The 20,030-nt window shown below is 64.7% G+C and carries 18 protein-coding genes; 6 read left to right on the top strand and 12 right to left on the bottom strand.

What is annotated here, in order from left to right:
- Positions 1-27: 27 nt before the first annotated feature.
- Genes BJ994_RS03075 through BJ994_RS03060 form a run of 4 tightly spaced genes read right to left on the bottom strand, consistent with a single transcriptional unit; the run spans position 28 to position 6,420 of the window.
- Positions 28-1,626, bottom strand: coding sequence for an amidohydrolase (locus BJ994_RS03075; RefSeq protein ID WP_167991361.1), 1,599 nt, complete (start codon positions 1,624-1,626; stop codon positions 28-30).
- 36 nt (positions 1,627-1,662) lie between these two features.
- Entirely contained in the window at positions 1,663-3,333 is a 1,671-nt protein-coding gene (locus tag BJ994_RS03070) for a thiamine pyrophosphate-binding protein (protein ID WP_342450257.1), read from the bottom strand.
- Positions 3,326-5,071, bottom strand: a complete 1,746-nt coding sequence (locus BJ994_RS03065) for an amidohydrolase (protein WP_167991360.1) — start codon at positions 5,069-5,071, stop codon at positions 3,326-3,328. Before BJ994_RS03065 ends, BJ994_RS03070 begins: the two co-directional genes overlap by 8 nt.
- On the bottom strand, positions 5,068-6,420 hold the full coding sequence (locus BJ994_RS03060; protein ID WP_167991359.1) for an MFS transporter: 1,353 nt from the start codon (positions 6,418-6,420) through the stop codon (positions 5,068-5,070). Before BJ994_RS03060 ends, BJ994_RS03065 begins: the two co-directional genes overlap by 4 nt.
- A 208-nt stretch (positions 6,421-6,628) precedes the next feature.
- Between BJ994_RS03060 and BJ994_RS03055 the strand changes: the two genes are divergently transcribed.
- The 4 genes from BJ994_RS03055 to BJ994_RS03040 all read left to right on the top strand — a co-directional run bounded on the left by BJ994_RS03055 (position 6,629) and on the right by BJ994_RS03040 (position 8,578).
- Positions 6,629-7,525, top strand: a complete 897-nt coding sequence (locus BJ994_RS03055) for an Lrp/AsnC family transcriptional regulator (RefSeq protein WP_209066560.1) — start codon at positions 6,629-6,631, stop codon at positions 7,523-7,525.
- 42 nt (positions 7,526-7,567) lie between these two features.
- Positions 7,568-7,816 carry a type II toxin-antitoxin system Phd/YefM family antitoxin gene (locus BJ994_RS03050; RefSeq protein WP_167991357.1) on the top strand — a complete coding sequence of 83 codons (249 nt, stop codon included), beginning with the start codon at positions 7,568-7,570 and terminating at the stop codon, positions 7,814-7,816.
- The gene (locus BJ994_RS03045; protein ID WP_167991355.1) at positions 7,813-8,214 is read left to right on the top strand and encodes a PIN domain-containing protein; all 402 of its coding nucleotides are present in this window, start codon (positions 7,813-7,815) and stop codon (positions 8,212-8,214) included. Before BJ994_RS03050 ends, BJ994_RS03045 begins: the two co-directional genes overlap by 4 nt.
- A 67-nt stretch (positions 8,215-8,281) precedes the next feature.
- Positions 8,282-8,578 carry a hypothetical protein gene (locus BJ994_RS03040; protein ID WP_167991353.1) on the top strand — a complete coding sequence of 99 codons (297 nt, stop codon included), beginning with the start codon at positions 8,282-8,284 and terminating at the stop codon, positions 8,576-8,578.
- Between the two features lie 45 nt (positions 8,579-8,623).
- On the opposite strand, the gene BJ994_RS03035 is transcribed toward BJ994_RS03040, so the two are convergent.
- From BJ994_RS03035 to BJ994_RS03010, 6 genes are read right to left on the bottom strand one after another with little or no spacing between them, the layout of a single operon-like run.
- Positions 8,624-9,466 carry an alpha/beta fold hydrolase gene (locus BJ994_RS03035; protein WP_167991351.1) on the bottom strand — a complete coding sequence of 281 codons (843 nt, stop codon included), beginning with the start codon at positions 9,464-9,466 and terminating at the stop codon, positions 8,624-8,626.
- 10 nt (positions 9,467-9,476) lie between these two features.
- The gene (locus tag BJ994_RS03030) at positions 9,477-10,652 is read right to left on the bottom strand and encodes a M24 family metallopeptidase (protein WP_342450256.1); all 1,176 of its coding nucleotides are present in this window, start codon (positions 10,650-10,652) and stop codon (positions 9,477-9,479) included.
- 6 nt (positions 10,653-10,658) lie between these two features.
- Positions 10,659-11,561 (bottom strand): ABC transporter permease, encoded by a 903-nt coding sequence (locus BJ994_RS03025; RefSeq protein ID WP_167991349.1) that lies wholly within the window; start codon positions 11,559-11,561, stop codon positions 10,659-10,661.
- Entirely contained in the window at positions 11,558-12,520 is a 963-nt protein-coding gene (locus BJ994_RS03020; RefSeq protein WP_167991345.1) for an ABC transporter permease, read from the bottom strand. Before BJ994_RS03020 ends, BJ994_RS03025 begins: the two co-directional genes overlap by 4 nt.
- A 3-nt stretch (positions 12,521-12,523) precedes the next feature.
- On the bottom strand, positions 12,524-14,149 hold the full coding sequence (locus tag BJ994_RS03015; RefSeq protein WP_167991340.1) for an ABC transporter substrate-binding protein: 1,626 nt from the start codon (positions 14,147-14,149) through the stop codon (positions 12,524-12,526).
- On the bottom strand, positions 14,149-15,357 hold the full coding sequence (locus BJ994_RS03010; protein WP_167991338.1) for a membrane dipeptidase: 1,209 nt from the start codon (positions 15,355-15,357) through the stop codon (positions 14,149-14,151). Before BJ994_RS03010 ends, BJ994_RS03015 begins: the two co-directional genes overlap by 1 nt.
- A 174-nt stretch (positions 15,358-15,531) precedes the next feature.
- Here BJ994_RS03010 and BJ994_RS03005 point away from each other — a divergent pair, with 174 nt between their 5' ends.
- Both BJ994_RS03005 and BJ994_RS03000 read left to right on the top strand, forming a co-directional pair.
- Positions 15,532-16,563: an Lrp/AsnC family transcriptional regulator gene (locus tag BJ994_RS03005; RefSeq protein ID WP_167991336.1), complete on the top strand. Its 1,032-nt coding sequence runs from the start codon at positions 15,532-15,534 to the stop codon at positions 16,561-16,563.
- Positions 16,560-18,296 carry an ABC transporter ATP-binding protein gene (locus BJ994_RS03000; protein WP_167991333.1) on the top strand — a complete coding sequence of 579 codons (1,737 nt, stop codon included), beginning with the start codon at positions 16,560-16,562 and terminating at the stop codon, positions 18,294-18,296. Before BJ994_RS03005 ends, BJ994_RS03000 begins: the two co-directional genes overlap by 4 nt.
- On the opposite strand, the gene BJ994_RS02995 is transcribed toward BJ994_RS03000, so the two are convergent.
- Together BJ994_RS02995 and BJ994_RS02990 are read right to left on the bottom strand one after the other, a co-directional pair.
- Positions 18,293-19,261, bottom strand: coding sequence for a sugar kinase (locus BJ994_RS02995; protein ID WP_342450254.1), 969 nt, complete (start codon positions 19,259-19,261; stop codon positions 18,293-18,295). The two genes, BJ994_RS03000 and BJ994_RS02995, sit on opposite strands and share 4 nt — an antisense overlap.
- Positions 19,261-19,935, bottom strand: coding sequence for a bifunctional 4-hydroxy-2-oxoglutarate aldolase/2-dehydro-3-deoxy-phosphogluconate aldolase (locus BJ994_RS02990; RefSeq protein WP_209066556.1), 675 nt, complete (start codon positions 19,933-19,935; stop codon positions 19,261-19,263). Before BJ994_RS02990 ends, BJ994_RS02995 begins: the two co-directional genes overlap by 1 nt.
- Positions 19,936-20,030: the final 95 nt, after the last annotated feature.

Raw genomic sequence — 20,030 nt, 5'->3', positions numbered from 1 at the left:
TGGTGAACGCAGTCAGCGGCGCCGGGTTCAGAGCGTCTGCGGGTTCCAGATCCTTCCTTCGGAGCCCTCAGCCCTAGAGTAATCCGGCCACGCCAGCCCAACCGGCGCCACAAAATCAGCGGGAAGCAGCGGCCCGGTTGGGTCCTCAGCTTTACGACGCCGGAACTCATCGCCCGCTTCGGCGAGCAGTTGGGAGTTCGTCAACAGATCCACAAACGTACCGGCAATCGTCTTTCCGGCAACCTCGATGGTGGGATCGATAGCCGCCGGAATGCCGCCGAGTGCGTTCATCACCCAGCCTGGGTAGGCGCCGCCGTCGGGGTTTGGTTTCAGCGCGGGTCGTGAGACGTAGAACCGGACCGTCGGCGCGTAGTGCGTCATTTCCACGTAGTCATCACTAGTCCAGTTCTTCTGCCACGGCGCCAGGTGCTCGCGCAGCGCACGTTCGGCGTCCTGCGGCGTAATCAGGGATTCACACTCGTCCAGGAACGGCTTCTCCATCGGCAAAATGCCCAGACCGGACTGGATCGCCTGGGCGGCGGCGACGGAGTCGTCGTTATAAACAGGCGCTCCCACCTGCTCGAGGTTCGCATACAGCGCCTCGGCCAGCACGTGATTCGTGATGCCGGGGCGGTTGCGGGCAACCCACGTCTCCTCGACGCGGCAGTGCGCCATGGCGGCGGCGTGCGTAGCGTTGCGGTCCAGGACGGACAGCACATGCTCAGCCATCTCCAGCGTGGGGCAACGCCAGGAGTACTGGATCTGCGCGATCCGCGCGGGCAGGTTATCCGCCGTGGCCTGCCCGGAGCCGAGGATCGCATCCGACAGGCTCCACCCTCCGAACGAGGGCAGCATCGCATCCTGCATCACCCGCGAACTGGTGTACATCTGCATCAGCGCCACGTTTGCGCCCGGTGCCCGGGCTGCCGAGTGGGACGCCGGGATGGGCGAGTTCGGGTTGGACGAGAGCTGCCAGGTCTCCGGCTCGTCACAGATGAACGAGTACACCTTGGAGTAGTAACTGCCGCACTGAGTGTCCCAGCGGGCGGTGTTGCACAGCGGCAGCATGTAGAACGGGTGAAAGCTGACGATCGCGTCCACGCCGTCGTAATAGCCGCGCAGCCCGTGCACCACCTTGGAGCCCTGCACCTTCTCGGCGGGCTCGCCGGTGTAGCGCAGGGTGCCGTCGATGCCGTGGACCTCCATTGCATGCTTGGCGCCCAGCAGTCCGGCCAACGTGGAAATCCCAAGCGCCGAATGCGGATCGGTGTGTCCGGGCGCGAAAGGGCTCAGGCCCTCCCGCGGGGCTTCCGAGGTGGTGGCGGCCTGGCAGTTGCCGGGCACGGCGTCGTACTCGGCGTAGGTCAGCAGCACCGGACCGCCCGTCCCGGACGTCCACTCGGCGTTGAAGGCGGTAGGCATGCCGCCGCTGCCAACCTCCACGTCGAAGCCCTCGGACCGCAGCCGCTCCACGTACCAGGCGGCCGAGCGATATTCACGCCACGCCGGCTCGGCCAGCTCCCAGATGTGCCGGTGCCATTCGGAGAGCCGGGCCATGTTGGCGTCGATCCACTTGCTGGCGGTGGCCTTGACGTCGACGGCGAGCGCCGCGGGGGCTTCCTGCATTACGTGGTCCCTTTCTTGGTGCGTTGAGTGAACTGCTCAGGCCTGCTCGAACAACACCGTGGGCACGTGCAGCAACTGCACTCCCCCTGCGTTGATGGCTTCGGCGAGCACGGGAGCGAGTTGCTCCACAGCGGTGATCCGTTGGCCGTGGCCACCGAAGGCGGTTGCGAGGGCAGCCCAGTCCGGCTGGACCAGCTCGACGCCGATGGGTGGGATTCCGCGATCAATCTCGTTCTGCCGAATCTCGCCGTAACCGCCGTTGTCCGCGCAGACCACCACGAGGTCCAGCCGCTGCTCCACCGCAGTTGCCAGTTCCTGCACGGCGAACATCAGAGCGCCATCGCCGAGCACGCAGACCACAGGCCGATCCGGCGCCGCCACCTTCGCGCCGATCGACGCCGGCAGGCCGTAGCCCAGCGTTGCGTATGCCGGCGTGTAGAGGAACGAGTGCGCCCGCTCCTGCGGCACAAAACTCGCCGTTCCGAGGTATGTCACCTGGGACGAATCGCCGCCGAGGATCGTGTCGGGCGGCAGCACGGAAGCTACGGCTTCGGCGAGCGCGGCCAGCGGCGGTGCGAGTTCCCGTGCGGCATCGAGCAGCACGGGACGCAGCCGGCCCGCGCGGTCGGTGCCGCTCTCCGCTCGGGGCGCGGCGCCGTCGTCGTACTTGTCCTTCAGCTCGGCGAGCAGTTGGGGTACGACGGCGGCGCTGTCGCCAACCAGCGCAACGTCGGCGTGGATGTTCTTGACCATTTGGGACGCCAGGATGTCCGCGCGGATCACGGTCCCCGCCGGTTGCAGTTTGCGGAACCAGAGTTCGGCGTCACCCACTTTGGAGCCAAGGATCAGGAGCACATCGGCGTCTTCGCATAGCTGCTGCGCGGCGGGCAGCCGGATGTCCGAGCCGAGCGAGAGCGGATGCGTTTCGGGAATGGCGCCCTTGCCGTTGAGGGTGGTGATCACCGGCGCGTCCAGCATTTCCGCGAGCCGCAGCAGGTCCGCGCCGGCGCGGAGTGACCCGCCGCCGGCCAACAGCACCGGACGGCGGGCTTCGGTAAGCAGCCGGGCGGCGAGCTCGAGATCCTGCTGGTTCGCGCCCGCCGGGTTCCGTCGCGGTGCGGGTTGAAGCAGCTCGGCCGGGCAATCGCTTGGCCCTTCGAGGACGTTCAGCGGAACCTCGATGTGCACGGGGCGCGGTCGGGAGTACCGGAACAGCTCGAAGGCATTGTGTATCGCCTGCGCGGCCTCGGTGCCGCTGTGCACGCGCCGGGACCACTCCACGATCGCGCCGGCAGCTCCCGTGGCGTCCTTGGTTTCGTGCAGGGCACCGATGTCCGCGAACTCCTCGCCCTCCGGCACGCCCGGGGAGAGGATGATCAGCGGGCGCGACTCGCAGTAGGCAGTTCCCGCCGCGGACAGCGCGTTGAGCAGACCCGGCCCGGAGGTGGTGATGACGACCCCGGGGAGGCCGGTCTGCTGCGCCCAGCCGTCGGCCCCGTACCCGGCGCCCTGTTCATGCCGGGTGGTCACCGCGCGGATGCCGAGCGGCCCAACGTGCCGGTAGAACTCGAGGTTGTGCGTGCCGGGGATGCCGAAGATGGCGTCTATTCCGTAGCCGCGCAGGAGGGTCATCACGGTGCCGCCAACGTTGTCGGTGACGACGCCGTCGGGCAGTTGAGCCTCTTCCATCAGTTCAGTTTCAGGCACCGGTAACTCCTGCCAGCGCGGGCTCTGAGCCGGCCCGCACGAACTGCTGCTTGCCACCCACCCAGGTCTGCAGCACGTCGATCTCCGCGATGGTCTCCGGTTCAACGGATAGCGGATCGGCTGAGAGCACGGCGAAGTCGGCGCGCTTGCCCACGGAGAGGGAGCCGAGGTCGTCCTCGCGTCCGAGTGCCCGTGCGCCGTTGAGTGTGTGGCCTTGCAACGCCTGCGCGGCGGTGATCCGCAGCGTGTCCGAGCCCAGCTGATGCCCACGCCGGGTCACCCGGGTGACGGCGGCCTGGATCGCTTCGAGAGGGCGCGGCTCGGCTACCGGGGCGTCCGAACTCAGTGTCACCGGCACACCGGCTTTCACGAATTCGCCGAGCGGGTTGAAGCGTTCACCCGGGGTCCCGACGGCGGCGGTCACCCCTTCGCCCCAGTTGTAGTAGTGCTGCGGCTGGTTCACCGGATAGATTCCCGCGGCGGCCATCCGGTGGATCTGCTCCGGCGTGGGCAGGCCGCAGTGTTCGATGCGGTGCCGGGCATCGGAATCCGGGAACTCCGCCTGCGCCGCCTCGATCGCGGAGATCACCATCTCCAGCGCCGTTGGCGACTGCGCGTGCGTCGCCGTCTGCAGACCGGCAGCGTGAGCTTTGAGGATGAGCGCGGCGTAATCCGCCGGGTCGTGGTAGAGCTGGCCGGTCCGGCAAGGGTCCCCCACGTACCCGTCCGGGAAGTACGCGGTCCACCCGCCGAGCGTGCCGTCAGCGTAGAACTTGAACCCGGCGAAGCTCAGGTGCGCGTTACCGAACGCACCGGTCATGCCGATCTCCAAGCCCTCCTCCAGCAGGTGCGAGAGAAAGTACATGCTGAACCGCAGCTTGAGCTGATCCGCATCGGCCAGCCGCAGGTACATGTCGAACTCACGCCGCGAGACCTGGCAGTCGCCCACCGTCGTGACGCCGCCTGCAAGGAACTCCTGCTGCGCGGCGGCCAGCTGGCGCAGATGTTCTTCGGGTGCGTCGGCGAGGTGGAAGTTGGGACCGTGGTGGCCCACCTTCACGCCTTCCAGCCCGGTCAGGATGTTGCACGCGGCGTCGGAGAGCTCGCCGGTCAGATCGCCGTCGGCGTCGCGGAAGAACTCACCGCCGGCCGGGTTCGGGGTGTCCCGGGTGACGCCGTTCAGGTCCAGAGTGTAGCTGTTCACCACGCCGCCATGGCCGGAGGCGTTCATGAGATAGACCTCACGATCGGAGGCAACCTGGTCCAGTTCCTGCCGGGTTGGGTGGCGGCCTTCAGCCAGGTTGCGGTGCTCGTACCCGTAGCCGCGGATCGGGGTTCCGGCCGGTGCGCTCTGCACGGCGTCCTGAAGCAGGGCCACGATCTCCGGGATGCTGCCCGCCTTGTCCGGCCCGCAGTCCACCCAGGTTTTCATCTGCCCGTACATCAGCGGATGTGCGTGCGGGTCCACGAACCCGGGCACCACTGTCGCGTCGCCAAGGTCGTGACGCTCCGGTTCGCCCAGTCCGAGTCCGACGGCGGCCGCTCGGCACTCTGCCTCGGTCCCGACTGCGGCGACCCGCCCTGCAGCGATGAGCATCGCCGTCGCGCCCGGTCCGGTGGCGGCCGCCGCGCCTGGTGACGCGCCCTCTGAAGCTGTTTCCAGCGTGTGGATGGTCCCGGCGGTGACCAGCAGCGGCTGGAAGTCCGCGCCGTCGTCGTACGTTTTCAGCTTCCTCATGACTGGGAGCTCTCCTTCTGCTGGGCGGAGGTGGCGGCGTCGTCGTCATCGGCGAAGATGTCGTCGTCGCGGTGTTGTGGGGCCAGCGCCAGGCAGATGATGCCGAGGATGCCCATCGCGATGAAGAGGGCGATCACGCTCCAGACTGTGCCGGTCTGATCGAACAGCCAGAGGGCGGCGATCGGGGACAGTCCGGCCCAGACGGCGGCGGCCACACCATAGGACAGTGAGATGGAGGTGTAGCGGGCCTGCGGGCGGAACAGCTGGGACAGGATGGTGGCGACCGGCGCGTAGGTGAAGTTCATGGCCACGCGGACGGCGGCGAAGGCTACGAAGATCATCCATTCGGATCCGCCGGTCATCAGCAGGAACTGCGGGATGATGAGCACCATTGAACCCACCAGGCCGATGAACATGATCCGTTTGCGGCCGAATTTGTCGCCAAGCCAGGCGATGAACAGGCACGTGATCAGCTCGCAGAGGGAGGCGATGGACATTGCGTTGAGGATGAAGGTTGCGTCGAGGCCAACGGATGGGTCCGTGCCGTAGGCGGTGGTGAAGGTGGTGGCGAGGTAGTAGCCGCCGGTAGAGATGGGCAGCAGGCCGATGCCGAGGAGGATTGGCTTCCAGTTGTTGCGCAGCGCGTAGGAGAGGGGGATGGACTGATTCTGGCCTTCCACTTCCTTTTCGAAGACCGGCGATTCCTCCACCCGGTAGCGGACCCAGAAGCCGACGGCGATCAGCACCACCGAGAGCAGGAACGGGATGCGCCAGCCGCCGTCGATCAGGAAGGTCTCACCCTGTGCGGACAGCCAGGCGAAGATCGCGGTGGCGCCGAGTGCGCCCGCCGGGTTGCCCAGCTGCGGGAAGCCGCCGTAGAAGGTCTTGTGTTTCTCCGGGGCGTGTTCAACGGCCATCAGCACGGCGCCGCCCCATTCACCGCCGACGGCGAGGCCCTGCAACGCGCGCAGGATCACCAGCATCACGGCGGCCCAGGCGCCGATGCTCTCGTAAGTGGGAAGCAGGCCGACAAACATGGTGGACAGGCCCATGATCAGCAGCGTGATGACCAGCGATGGGCGGCGGCCGAACTTGTCGCCGATGTGCCCGAAGATGATTCCACCCAGCGGCCGGACCAGGAATCCGACGGCGTAAGTGGCGAAGGCCAGCGCGATTCCGGCGAGCCGGTCCTGCTCCGGGAAGAAGAGTGGGCCGAAGACCAGGGCAGCGGCCGTGGCGTAGATGTAGAAGTCGTACCATTCGATGGCTGTGCCGACGAAGGCCGCGAACCCGGCCCGGCGGGCGCGGGCGTGGCTGAACTGCGGCCGGGTTGCTGGTGTGTGTGACATGGTTTCCACCTCAATGTGGGTCTGCCGGTGTGATCTATGCAACCGTAGGCCCCGAATTGACGTGCGGCAAGAGCAGAAAATTTGCAGTTTCAGTGGTTTACTTCAGTTATGCTCCAGCCAGTTGTCACTACATGCGTACATGTATTGCTTATGGAACTTCTGCTTGATACTTGATCAGCTCCGCGCACACATAAAAGGTTGAAAAACTTTGGCTGAAACTCCCGAAATCATCGACACCCAGCTCATTCGAGCGCTGCAGCGTGAGGGCCGCGCGAGTTATCAGGACCTCGCGCGCGAGTTGCGGCTGCCGCGCGCCACTGTTTCCGCGCGCTTACGGTCGCTGCTGGAGAACTCCACGGTCCGGGTGGTGGCAGCTGTTGATCCGGCGTTCCTCGGGCAGCACGTCATCGCGCACGTGTCAGTTGTGGCGTCCGGCCCTGTCGGCCACATCGCCGGGGAGATTGCGCATTGGTCCGAGGCCGTGCTGGTGTCTGCGATCGGCGGCACCCATGACCTCATCGCGGAGATCAGGGTGGCGTCCCATGACGAGCTGCATGCCCTGCTCACCCAATTGCGCGAGCATCCCAACGTCGCCTATATCGACACACTGATCTACACGGGCGTGGTCAAGGGTTTCTTCATCTCGCAGTATGCGGGAGAGGTGAGCATTGACGACGTCGACACCCAACTCATCGAAATCCTCCAGAAGGACGGGCGCGCCAGCTATCGGGACCTGGCCGCCGCCGTCGGGCTCTCCCCCACAGCGGCGCGGACACGTGTGCAGCGCCTGTTGGATGCCCGCATCATCAAGATCAGTGCGGTCGAAGCCCGGGGTGCCGGCGGGCGGCAGCTGTCCATGGGCGTCGGGATGAACCTGGCCGGCGATAACGACGCCGTCCTGGATCTCCTGCGCCGCTCATCCCACGTGGAGTTCGTTGCCCAGACGGTGGGGCGGTTCGACGCCGTCGCCACTCTTGCGGCCTCCTCTCCCCGGGAGCTCCTGGATCAGCTGGAGCAGATCCGCAGCCTCCCGGGCGTGAGCCGCATTGACTCCTGGCTCCACCTGGAGGTGGTGAAGGAGGACTATGCGCGGCGGATCGTCTGACCGCCCGTAGCTTCGTGTAGCACACACAGCTACACTTGGGACATGATGAAGACAATCGCACAACGAGAGTTGCGCAATGACAACGCGAAAGTAATTGACGCAGTGGCGGGAGGCGAATCCTTCATAATCACACGCAACGGTGAACCTGTTGCCGAGTTGCGTCCTGTACGAGCCAGCCGCAGCACTTTCGTATCCCGCGAGGAGCTCGCTGCGTTGGCGGTTGCCGGTGTGCGAATCGATCGGCATCAGTTCCGATCCGATCTGGATCAGCTGATCGATCAAAGCCTGTGACCAGCGCTCGAGGGCTCCTGGATACCTCGGTGGTCATCGATTGGCATGACCCCGCGGTGGTCGCCGCGTTGCCTGAGGAGATGGCGGTCTCCGCCGTCACTGTGTCTGAGCTTGCAGCCGGGCCTCATCTCGCTGTCACACCAAGCGAGGCGGCAAGGCGGCAAGCGCGACTTCAGGAGGCCGTGGCGATGTTTGACCCGATCCCCTTCGATGGTGCGGCCGCCCGCAGTTACGGGCTGATTGTCGCTGCCGTCGCCGGGGAAGGACGGAAGCCGCGTAGCCGAGTCGCGGATCTGCTGATTGCAGCGACTGCCCGCGCAAACGGCCTCGACCTCTACACGCGCAACGGAGATGACTTCGTGGGGCTTGAGGATCTGGTCCGCGTCATCACAATCTGACTTCAAGGCATTGACAGTGGCTCCCAATCGAGGACGATCAGAGGTACACACCGATCAAGGGGACACCATGGCAGCGAACGACGACGACGGCACCAACCTCCCGATCCAGGTCGAGCTGGTCCCAGATTCCGTTGACCCCGCATTGCGCATCCCGGGTGCGGTCGCGGCTGCAGCGATTGCACCGAGCGCGGCGCTTGCGTTCTTCGCACCCGACGACGGCGCCTCACCCTACGCCGATCCGTCAGCTTTGCGTGCCGGCGGCTCGGGCGAGACCTACGCGGAGGTTGCCGAAGCCGGACCTGAGGCCGACTACGCCGGGTCCTTCGACGCCGGCGCAGCGGATGGCGGAGCAGGCGGCGAGTAGGTGCCGTCGACCGTTGGGTTTACTTACGCGTCCATGGGAGGACAATCAGTACAGTGCGTGGGTTTTCAGGAAATCGCGCACTGTCTGCTGGAAAAGCTCCGGTTCGTCTGATGGCGGTGAGTGCCCGGACTCCTCGAAGATGGCAAGTTGTGAATCCGGAATCAGTTCGGCGATCCGCTCGCTGCAGGAGACCGGCGTGATCCAGTCTGTCCGCCCGACAGTCACCAGCGCGGGACAGCTGACGCTGGGAAGCATCGGCTTCACGTCGTAATGGTTCAGGTTCTGCGAGAAGGCCGCGTTGTGGGTGGCGTAGTGGTAGTCGGTGCTGTTGACCCGTTCCTCCACCACCGCGGGGTCGAACGTGAATCCGTACAGCGGCAGCAGTTCACGCCAGGAGTCCTTGAAGTCCTGATTGTCGCGGATCCGGCCCTCCATCATGCGCATCAGCATGTCCTCATCGATATCAACCCGGTCAGATGAGCGGGCGTTGGCGATCGCGAGGTCGTTGTGCTCGTGGTCTGCAGAGGTGTCCCGCAGCACCAGGGCCCGCAGCCGCTCCGGATGCGCAATGGCGTACTCCATGGCGATGAATCCGCCGTAGGATCCGCCAGCCATCACAAACGTTTCGGCGCCGGCCCACTCGCGGAGCGCATCGACGTCGGCCACCCATTGCTCATGTGTGAACGGCCCGGTGTCGCCGCTCTTGCCGCTTCCGCGCGCGTCGAAGACGAGTACCCGGAACAGGTCCGAAAGCGGCCCGAAGGCCATGCGCGGCTCGCTCTTCGAACCCAGGCCGGGAGCGCCGTGGTGTGCAATGAGCAATGGTGCGTCGGGATCGTCGCCCAACAGTTCGACGTCGAGCGGGTTGCCGTTGATGGTCAGGATCATGGGGTGCCTTTCACAGTTTGATAATGACGTCGTCGAGGTCGCGCGGGTAGCAGGTGAGGCGTTCGGCGCCGTCGTCGGTAATCAGGACGGTGTCCGAGATCCGGTAGCCGGCGTGCCCGGGAACGTAGATTCCCGGTTCGCTCGACACCACCATCCCGGCTTCAAGCGCCGATGCGTCACCGTCCTCAAGCCACGGTGGCTCATGGAAGTTCAGCCCGATTCCGTGGCCCTGCCGGTGCCGGATATACTCGCCGAGCCCGGCATCCCGAATGACGTCCAGGCAGGCCCGGTTGACGTCGCGGCAGACGGCGCCCGGCCGCAGTTCCTTGGTGCCGACCTCCTGTGCACGGTGGTCTGCCTCGAAGTAGCGCCGCTGCTCATCGGTGGGATCGCCAAGGAAGAAGGTCCGCTCACTTTCGGCGTAGCGTCCGCCCACCGCGCCGCCCAGGGACAGGATGACGGTATCGCCCGGTTGCAGCCTGTACGACGACGGCAGTCCGTGCGGAAACGCCGTGTTGGCACCGGCATAGACCAGGCCCGCCGCAAGCATCGGAACGACCACGACGTCGCCGTGCGTTGCGTACATCCAGTCGGTGCCGGAGCGGGTCACGTGGCCGGCCAGCTCGGCTTCGGTGGGCAACGCGCCGCCGTCGGCGATGGCCGCCTCGATCAGGTTCCGGCCGGCGTGCAACATGACGTCGCCCAGAGCCGCGGCCTGTCGGTGCAGGTCGATCTCCTCCGGACTTTTGATCAGCCGCAGCGCGTCAACGATGCCGCACATCCGCCAGGCGACGCCGTCGAACACAGACTGCAGCTCGTGCAGCCGGCCGGTGGCGAGCATGGGTGAATGGCCCCAGTTGCCCGATCGGCCGATCTCACGGGCAAGCGGCTCGAAGGGGCTGTGTACGCCGGGGTACTCGGCGAAGGCCACAATCTGGTCGACGGCGGCGTTTTGCGCGATCGCGTGCTCACGCTCCAGTTCGGGCAGGAGGAGCACGGAACGGTCCGCAGAAATCCATACCGCCGCCGGGCGTTCGTTGGGGTGGTGGAAGAAGCCGCTGAGGTAGGCGACCTCGTGCGGGTCATCGACAATCAGTGCGTCCAGCCCGTAACGTTCCAGTTCGGTCCGCACACGGCCGTGGACATCCTGATAAAACGTAGCGGGCAGTCTTTGCGAGAATTTCACGATGCGTCAGTCACCTCGGATTCGGGGGTTGCGGGCGTCGTTGTAGGCGAGCGAGCAGAGGGTCGCAGCGACAACAAAGAGCAGGATGGCCAGTGACGGGAACAATGCCGTCCACCACGCGGAGGCGAGTACGCCGCTGCGCTGTGCGTTGTAGAGGATGGTGCCCCAGGACCAGCTATTCGGATCGCCCAGACCCAGGAAGGAAAGTCCGGCCTCGCTGAGTACCGCCTTGGACGCGGTCAGAACCACCGAGACCACCACCACCGGTGTGACGGCAGGCAGGATATGCCGCGCGAGGACCCAGAGGTTGGAAGCGCCGATGACGTGCGCCGCATCGACGTAAGTCAGGGTCACCGCGGGAAGCGCCTGTGAGCGAACTACCCGCGCCACCTCCGGCCAGGAGAATACCGCGATGACAACAACCAGCGTGGAGATGCTGGGACCTACCAGCGCGGCGATGAGGATCATCAGCGGCAGGATCGGCAGGGAGAGCATCACATCGATCAACATGCCCAGCGGGGTGTTCAGCTTCGGGAAGTAGGCAGCCGCAACGCCCACCACCGTGCCCAGGACAATAGCGAGGACCGAAGCGCCGACGGCGACCGCCACGCTTGTTCGCGCGCCCCACACAACCTGCGCGAAGATGTCCTGACCTATATGGTCGGTACCGAACCAGTGTTCGGGCGAGGGTGGCTCCAGCACAGCGGGACTGAAGCCGCTCGGTTCCTCGGCGATCAGCGGCGCGGCGAGCGCAACCAGGACCATGAGGATCAGCACTATCAGCGAAATGAGGCCCAGTGGATTGCGGACAAACGCCCGCCAGGTTTTCCGCCGTGGGGAGACCTGCAACAGGTCGACGCCGGTGAGGTCACCGGTGGGTGTGGGTGTGGGTGTTGCGTTGTGGGTCATGCCTGCCTGACTCTCGGGTCGAGGACGCCATAGAGGAGATCGGTGAGCAGATTGGCAATAACGACGGTTGCCGCCAGCAGCACGAACGCGCCCTGCAGGACAGCGAAGTCCAGCTGACCAACTGCCTCATAGATCGCGCGCCCAATGCCGGGATAGGCGAAGATCGTCTCGGTGAGCACTGCACCGCCCACCAGGAATCCCAACTGCAGCCCGATCAACGTGACGGTGGGTAGCAGAGCGTTACGCAGCGCATGCTTCCATACCACCGTCCGTTCTGAGACTCCCTTGGAGCGGGCCACGGTTGTGTAGTCCTCTCCGAGGGCATCGATCAGGCTGGTGCGCAGGAACAAAACGTACGGCCCAAGCTGTAACAGCACCAGGCTGAGGCAGGGCAGGACCAGATGCCGCAGCATGCTGCCGTAGGCTTCGATCCCGAAGACGTCCCTGTCGATAGCGCCGCCGATGGGCAGCCAGCCGAGCCACAGCCCAAAGACGTACAGCAGGAAGATGCCGACGGTGGGCACAAAGAGTGACTGACCGATCACTCCGCCAACCTGCACAGCGCGGTCGATGTGGGAACCCCGCCGTCGTGCGGCTGCCACCGCCAGTGGAACTCCGACGATGAGCGTGACCACCAGCGAGCTTCCGGTCAGGATCAGGGTCCAGGGAAGGCGTTCCAGCAGCACGTCCAGCACCGGGATGCTCTGCCGGAAGGAGATGCCCAGGTTGCCCTGTACCAGCTGGCTGAGGTACGTGAAGTACTGAACGGGCAGTGGCTGGTCCAGCCCGAAATCGGCGAGCATCTCTTCCCGCTGCTCTGCGGTCATCGTCGGGCTGGCTACTGCCAGGGCGGGATCCCCTGGCAGTAGCCGGACCAGGAAGAAGGTCACGGTCACGGCGAACCACAGGGTCAGCACGGCCCTCAGCAACCGCAGGGACGCGAATCGAGCGAACGCCATGGGCTATTCCTGACTCACGCTTGCCAGGGACTCAGGGTTGACGATCGAGAGGAGGTCGCTGGGCTTGGGCACAAATCCACTCCACTCCGATGAGGCGGCGAAGTTGAACGTCTCCACATACATCACGTTGTCGTACACCTGATCGTGGACGATGCGGGCGATCTCCTGCAGGGGCTCCTGCGCTTCTTCGGGCGTGAGAGCGCTGGCAGCTTCCTCCATCAACCGGTTGATCTCGGGGTCGTCAACACCGGCGTAATTGATAAAGCCGTCCGGTGAGAACAGCAGCGCAAAGTTGGACTGCGGTTCGTCGATGATGGCCCAGGAACCAGCGTAGATGTCGAAATCCCTCTCGTTGGTGCGGGCGAGATAGGTGTTGCGGTCAAGGCCCGAGAGTTCAATGGTGATACCTGCCTCGAGGCTCTGATCGCGCACCAGTTCCGCCCAGGTGGAGATCATCGGATCGCCCTGGTCGTAGACCATTTCGAAGCTCAGACCGTCATAGGCGCCGTCTCCGTCCTCGTCGGTGAAGCCTGCATCCTCTAGCAGCTGGCGGGACATCTCCGGATCGTAGGCATACTCCTCCAGGTTCAGCCCGTCCTGCCACTGCTCGTACACCGGGGTCAGGACGCTCGAGTTGGCGGAGATGGCGTTGCCGCCGAGCACCACCTGGCGGATCGCCTCATAGTCGACCGCGTGGGCGAGCGCCCTCCGGACCTCCACCTGGTCAAGCGGGGGCCTACGCATGTTGTATTGCATGTGCGCCCAGCCGAGCGAGGGGACGGTGAACAGCTGCACTGATTCGTCGCCGGACAGATCCTCGGCAACCGCCGGTGGCAGTGCGTTGCCGATCATGTCCAGCTCACCGGCGCGGAGCGCGAGCACCTCGGTGTTCACATCGGGGAAGACCCTAAAGACCACTTCTTCCACCTGCGCGCTGCCGGATTCCACCAGCGGATAGTTCTCGGTTGCCTCCAGTACGTAGCGCTGTCCGTCCTCGACCTCCGTGAGCACAAAGGGACCGGCGGAAACCCAGTCCGAGTCATTGGCGAACTCGCCGACCGACTCTGCTTCGCCGAAGATGTGCTCTGGCACGATCGGCATCCAGAAGCCCACACTGTTCAGGAACGCGCCGTCCGGGCGGCTGAGGGAAAACTCGATCCGGGTGTCGGAGACGGCTTCGGCGCTTTCGTACGCTGCGATCATTCCCGCGACGGTCCCGAGCTGCTCCTCCTTGATCGCATTGATGGTGAAGATGACATCTTCGGCATTGAGTGGTTCCCCGTCGGTCCATTCCATGTCATCGCGCAACTCCACCCAGGCAGTCAATCCATCCTCGGAGTATCCCCACTCCGTTGCCACGGCGGGGACCTTCTCGGCGTTGTCGTTCAGCGTCATCATCGACGGATACATCAGGTTGGTAACCCAGGTATCGGTGCGGCTGTTACCGACCAGGGGGTTGAAGTTCACCACCCCGGCGGTGGTGCCGACCACCAGCTGGTTCGCGCCGTCGTCGCCGGCTCCCTCGGTGTCCTGCGCGTTGGGGTCGGACGGCACGCAGCCGGCCAAGCCCAGCATCAGGGCCAGCGGGAGAGCCAGCCGCGCCAGGTGTTTCCTCACTGTTGAATTCATTAGATCCAGACCTCCTCGATGACCCGCATGGCGTTGCCTCCGACGACGGCGCGGATTTCGTCGTCCGAGTAGTCGTGGGAGACCAGCCACGAGACGATGTTCCAGAAGCATTCGGCCGGGTTCTCCAGTCCGTCCACGTAGGGGACCCGTTCGTATTCCACCCCTGCGTGCGCCTCGCCCAGTGAGAGTGCGCTGGAGAAGAGGTCGTGCAGGCCAACATGGTCGCCGAACAGGGTGTCCGGTCCGAAGGCAACATGCTCGATCCCCACCAGATCGACGCAGTACACAAAGTGGTCCATGACCGACTCGATTGAATGCAGGGGGTGCGCCGCGGAGAGGGTGGTGTGGGGGGCCGCTTCGAGGCCGATCACTCCCCCGCGCTCCGCGCACGCCTTGATCACCGAGTCGGGTTTCATCCGGTTGGTATCCCACACCCCGCGCGCCCCGGCATGGGTGATCATGATCGGCTTGGTGGAGTGCTCAATGGTCTCCAGCGAGGTGACATCGCCCGAGTGTGAGACATCGACGACGATACCCAGCTTGTTCATCCGCTCCACTGCTCGCCGGCCAAACACCGTCAGGCCGCCGTCGGACTTTTCCTTCAGCCCGCTGCCAAGGGTGTTCGCCTCGCTATAGGCGATGCCGAGCTGGCGGACACCGAAACCGTAGAGAATGTCGATCCGGTCCAGCTCGTTCTCTATCGGAGTGGAAGCCTCCAACCCGGCGATCAGGGCGAGGCGGCCTGTGTCCTTCGCGTGGTGGATGTCTGCGACGGTTTCGGCCTTGATCACGTAGTCCTGGTGGGCGAGGTCGGAGAAGCGGAGCCCGAGGTCGGCAATGACGTCGGTCCACTTCCACCCGGCCTGGCTGGTGACACAGGCGGTACCGTCCATGAAATTGTCTATCACAACCGTCATTCCGGAGCGGGCCAAGCCCGCGTAACCGGTGCGGTGCCTGCCTGTCCGGTTGTAATCGATGGTCTCCCCGATCTCGTCCGGAAACCGGGTGGGATGGTCATGAGTGGAGAACACAATGCTCTCCGTGAGCAGGCGCTGGACCCGTTCCTGTTGATCCGTGGACAGGTTGGAACCTGCGTAGGCCGGAACGCGATCGAGTTCCGGTGCGAGGTTGAAGGGGCGATAATCGCGCCCCTCCTCGAGGTAGCTGTAGGAACGGTAACCGGTGTAACGCTTGGCGGGATGGAGCACGGCGTCGGCCTTCCTGATGGATAACTCCCGGGGTCTTGGCCTTCTCAAATCGGCTGCAAGACGCCGGTATGACTCATGTGGTTTTCTTAACTTGCCATATATCCCCATTTAGGACAATAGATTTGGCGGATATCTGCATAGACATAGTTTGAATCGAAAGCCATACTTGAAGCCATGACAACACCGAGTGCTCCGCGGCTGGACGAACTTGACCGATGCATCCTCTCCGCGCTGCAGATCCATGGCCGGGCCAGCTGGCAGCAGATCGCCCGTGCCGCCGGCACATCGGACTCCACGGTGTCCCGCAGGGTGAACCAGATGCTAGATGACGGGTTGGTGCAGGTCATCGCCGCAACCGATCCGCTGCTGTGCGACGAGGGTTATCCGGTACTTGTGCAGATCACCAGCAGGGCCGGAGCAACCGCCGAAGTGGCAAGAGAACTTGCCATCCGGCCGGACGTCCGCTTCGCAGCCCTCGTCACTGGCTCCTTCGACGTTGTGGTCGAGTTGATCGTGCGGTCCCAGACGGAACTCTGCTACGTGCTGTTCAATGAAATTGAACGCATCCCGGGTGTCTGGTCAACCACCACGGAAAGCGTCGTGGCGCACTACAAACTGGCCAATCTCTGGCTTCAGGGCACGCTACCGCGCGATGCGGTGGCACAGTTAGAGTCCGAGCGGGGAGCGGTGGAGCCCGGCTCCCCCCGCCCGCTGGACGAACGCGAGCGTGCGCTGGTGGACCTGCTGACCGAGGACGCCCGAGCCAGCTTCGCAGCGATGGCACAGCGTCTGGGAACCAGCGAATCAGGGGTACGACGGCGGCTGGATGCGTTGGTGCGCGAAGGCCGCGTCCATTTCTCCACGATTGTTGATCCGGAGCATTTCGGATACACGGCACCGACCATGTACTGGCTGCATATGGAACTCCGCCATGTGGAGGAAGCCGCGCGGATCCTGACGCAACAGCCGGATGTGCGCTACGTTGCCGCAACCGCCGGGTACAGCGACCTCGCGGTCGAGGTGGTGCTGCGCGACCAGCAGGATCTGCACCGGTTCAATATGCAGGTCCTCGGCGAGCTCCCCGGATTGCGCCGTGCCGAAGCGGGCCTCGAACTCGCAACGCTGAAGCGGGCCTTCGTACTCAACCCCAAAGCGCTGGACCTGCTCACCGAGCGGCCGGCTCTGCCGGAAGGAGCCCTCGCATGACCGAGACGTCTGCACCGGCAGCAAGTGTGCCCGAGGACCGGCCCGTGCTGGATGTCCGGGATGTGTCAGTCACCTTCACAGTTGGCGGACGGGACGTCGCCGCTACCCGGAACGTCAACTTCTCCGTCTACCCCGGAGAAATCCTGGCGATTGTGGGGGAATCTGGTTCGGGCAAAAGCGTCAGCGCGATGTCCGTGCTTGACCTTCTTCCCAGGACCGCGACCCGCCGTGGAACGATTGAGCTGAACGGCATGGACACCAGCGGTTTCAGCGAGAAGCAATTGCGGCAGATGCGCGGCGGCGATGTCGCGATGATCTTCCAGGAGCCCATGACCGCACTGAATCCAGTGTTCACCATCGGCTGGCAGATCAGTGAAATTCTCCGGCTGCACACTTCCCTGTCGCGCAAGGCAGCGAAGGCACGTGCAGTGGAACTGCTGGACATGGTAGGCATACCCGATCCGAAGACGCGGGTGAACTACTACCCGCACCAGCTCTCCGGAGGCCAGCGCCAGCGGACCATGATCGCGATGGCCATCTCCTGCGACCCGAAGGTGCTGATCGCTGACGAACCGACCACCGCCCTTGACGTCACGGTGCAGGCGGAGATCCTGGACCTGCTGCGCGATCTGCGCCACCGGGTGTCCTCGGTCATGGTCCTCATCACGCACGACATGGGCGTGGTGGCAGACATCGCCGACCGGGTAATCGTCATGAAAGACGGCGAAATTGTCGAAGAGGCGCCGGTTCACCAGTTGTTCGCTGCGCCCGCACACCCCTACACGCAGCAACTGCTCGCTGCGGTTCCTCACCTCGGTCACCGCCCTGCATCGGGCCGACTGTTGGAGAGCGTTGCCCAGGCGGAGCCCGAGAGCGGCGCGGCGCCGAAAGTCGGCGACGGCGGCCCGATCCTGCAACTGGAGGACGTTGTAGTCGACTACCCAGGGCGGATGGGACGGTCCGCGTTCCGTGCCGTGGATTCTGTCAGCCTGCAACTGGAACGCGGTGGCGTGCTGGGTCTGGTGGGCGAGTCCGGGTCGGGCAAGTCAACGCTTGGCCGCGTGGTGGTCGGCCTTCAACCGGTGACCTCGGGACGGGTTGTTGTCTCCGGCTTGGACATCACGAGTGCGTCGCGCAGTCGACTCCGCCCATTGCGCCGCCGGTTGGGAATGGTGTTTCAGGATCCGGCTTCGTCGCTGAACCCGCGGTATACGATTGGGGACTGCATCAGCGAACCGCTGCGGCTCCACCGGCTGGTGCGCAGCCGCAAAGCCCTGGATGAGCGGGTAATGGAGTTGCTGGAGAACGTAGAACTACCGCCCTCCTGGCGGCAACGGTTCCCGCATGAACTCTCCGGTGGACAGCGCCAACGCGTGGCAATCGCGAGGGCTTTGGCGGCTGAGCCTGAACTCCTTGTAGCGGACGAGCCGACGAGTGCCCTCGATGTGTCAGTGCAGGCGCGGCTGCTGGATCTGCTGATGGACCTTCAGGCAAGACTGCAGTTCTCCTGCCTGTTCATCAGCCATGACCTCGCAGTCGTTGAACTGCTGGCTGACCGCATTGCGGTGATGAACCGCGGAGTTGTTGTAGAGCAAGGCAGCCGCGATCAGGTGCTTCGTCACCCGGAACATCCCTATACGCGCCAACTTCTCGCGGCGGCGCCTGTACCGGACCCGGCTGAACAGCGACGCCGGCGCGCGCAACTGGCGTCCACATCACCGGAGATCAATTAGCGGGAGACGGGTTCGGCGGACTCAAGCAGGCCCAGTTCGGAGCGCCGCGGCATGCCCTCCCAGTCGCCTGGGACCAGGCAGGCGAAGGCTCCGGTTCGAACAGCGGTCAGCAGCCGCTGCGGCACGCTTTCTCCCGCGAGCACTTCCGCCAGGTATCCCGCAACGAAGGCGTCCCCCGCGCCGACCGTGTCCACGGCGTTTACCGGCACAGCTTCCTGCTGGTATTCGATGCCTTTTACAACCGCCGCGCAACCTGCAGCACCCAGCTTGATGACCGCCTGCGACGGTCCCAGTTCACACAGACCGTGTGCAAGTTCCACAGGCTTGTTGCCGCCTCCCAACACGAGCTCAGCTTCCGAGTCACCGGCAAACACGACGTCGGCCAGAGCGGCAAGGCGCCGAAACGCACTTCCCGCTTCTTCCGCACCCCAGAGGGCGGAGCGGTAATTGAAGTCAAAAGATACGATCGTCTCGGCGTCACGGGCGCATTCCATGGCATAGCGCACAGCGTCTCCCGCAGACTGCGAAAGCGCGGGAGTAATACCGGTGATGTGCAGCAGACGGGCCTGCTCGATCCGCGTCACTGGCACGTCGTCACGGCATAGGCGCGATCCTGCGCTACCTTTGCGGTAATACCAGACCTTGAGCGCATCCGGTGTCCGCCGCTCCTTGACCATGAGGCCAGTTGGCGCCTCACTATCGCGTACCGCAAGCGTCTGGACCCCCTCAGCGGCAAGCTCCCGCAGCACCAGATCCCCAAGGCTGTCCTTTCCCACGCGCCCAATCCAAGCAACAGACGAGCCAAGGCGGCTCAGGGCGATCGCCACGTTGCTTTCCGCGCCACCTATGCCGAGCGACATCGACGAGACATGCGCCAGCGGACCGGGCGTATCCGCCTTCATTAAGGCCATCGTTTCGCCCAGGGTGACGACGTCGGTGATGTCCTCCGCTCCCCGCGCCGCCACTAGACGCCCGCCTGTGCCCGTGCCTCGAAGGCCTCAGCTACCAGGGCGCAGACCCGGCGAGCCCGCGCCGCGAGGGCGGCAGGATCGCCGCCGTCGAACGCATCTTTCAACAGTGGTCCGCCCACGCTCACTGCGGGAGAGCCGGCAGCGATCCACTCTGGGGCCTGCTCAATTCCAACGCCGCCGCTGGGGATGATCTGCATGTCAGGGAACGGGCCGCGCAACTGCGCCAGGTATTCGGTCCCAACCGTCGATGCCGGAAAGAGCTTGACAGCAGAGGACCCCGCAGCCCAGCCTGCGTGAAGTTCGCTCGGGGTGAGGCCACCGGGCGCTATTGGTACACCACGCTGCACCGCAGCTTCCACGACTGCGAGGTTCATCGCAGGAGTGATGAGGAACTCCGCTCCAGCGTCGAGGGAGTTCATCGCGTCGTTGGTCGTCAAAACGGTGCCGACTCCGATGTGGGCGGCATCGCCAAAGCGTTCACGAATGAGCGGCAATTCTTCGAAGACTCCCCTAGTGCTCAGGGTCAACTCAATGACGTCCACTCCACCGGCCACCAGGCTGTCAATCACGGGGGCATACTCAGAGGCATGTGTGGCGCGCAGCACTGCAATGACCCCAGCGCCCACGGGGAGGGCGGGCGCGCACGTGGCCACGGCGTCGTCGTACATCTTCCGGACCTCCGGTGCGAGTTCGTTAATAGATCAGGTCATCTGGTGGTCTGAACACTAACGGGCAATCGCCTCAGTGTCAACCAAAGCGCTCC

Source organism: Arthrobacter pigmenti (assembly GCF_011927905.1).
GTDB lineage: Bacteria > Actinomycetota > Actinomycetes > Actinomycetales > Micrococcaceae > Arthrobacter_D > Arthrobacter_D pigmenti.
Note: the sequence above shows the minus strand (reverse complement) of the source record. Positions and strands in the feature narration are given on the sequence as shown.

What these genes read in the sequence shown, in the direction of transcription:
- BJ994_RS03065 (WP_167991360.1), bottom strand. Translation starts at nt 5,071, where the DNA reads ATGAGGAAGCTGAAAACGTACGACGACGGCGCGGACTTCCAGCCGCTG.
- BJ994_RS03025 (WP_167991349.1), bottom strand. Translation starts at nt 11,561, where the DNA reads ATGACCCACAACGCAACACCCACACCCACACCCACCGGTGACCTCACC.
- BJ994_RS03060 (WP_167991359.1), bottom strand. Translation starts at nt 6,420, where the DNA reads ATGTCACACACACCAGCAACCCGGCCGCAGTTCAGCCACGCCCGCGCC.
- BJ994_RS03035 (WP_167991351.1), bottom strand. Translation starts at nt 9,466, where the DNA reads ATGATCCTGACCATCAACGGCAACCCGCTCGACGTCGAACTGTTGGGC.
- BJ994_RS02990 (WP_209066556.1), bottom strand. Translation starts at nt 19,935, where the DNA reads ATGTACGACGACGCCGTGGCCACGTGCGCGCCCGCCCTCCCCGTGGGC.
- BJ994_RS03020 (WP_167991345.1), bottom strand. Translation starts at nt 12,520, where the DNA reads ATGGCGTTCGCTCGATTCGCGTCCCTGCGGTTGCTGAGGGCCGTGCTG.
- BJ994_RS03040 (WP_167991353.1), top strand. Translation starts at nt 8,282, where the DNA reads ATGGCAGCGAACGACGACGACGGCACCAACCTCCCGATCCAGGTCGAG.
- BJ994_RS03000 (WP_167991333.1), top strand. Translation starts at nt 16,560, where the DNA reads ATGACCGAGACGTCTGCACCGGCAGCAAGTGTGCCCGAGGACCGGCCC.
- BJ994_RS03005 (WP_167991336.1), top strand. Translation starts at nt 15,532, where the DNA reads ATGACAACACCGAGTGCTCCGCGGCTGGACGAACTTGACCGATGCATC.
- BJ994_RS03050 (WP_167991357.1), top strand. Translation starts at nt 7,568, where the DNA reads ATGATGAAGACAATCGCACAACGAGAGTTGCGCAATGACAACGCGAAA.
- BJ994_RS03015 (WP_167991340.1), bottom strand. Translation starts at nt 14,149, where the DNA reads ATGAATTCAACAGTGAGGAAACACCTGGCGCGGCTGGCTCTCCCGCTG.
- BJ994_RS03075 (WP_167991361.1), bottom strand. Translation starts at nt 1,626, where the DNA reads ATGCAGGAAGCCCCCGCGGCGCTCGCCGTCGACGTCAAGGCCACCGCC.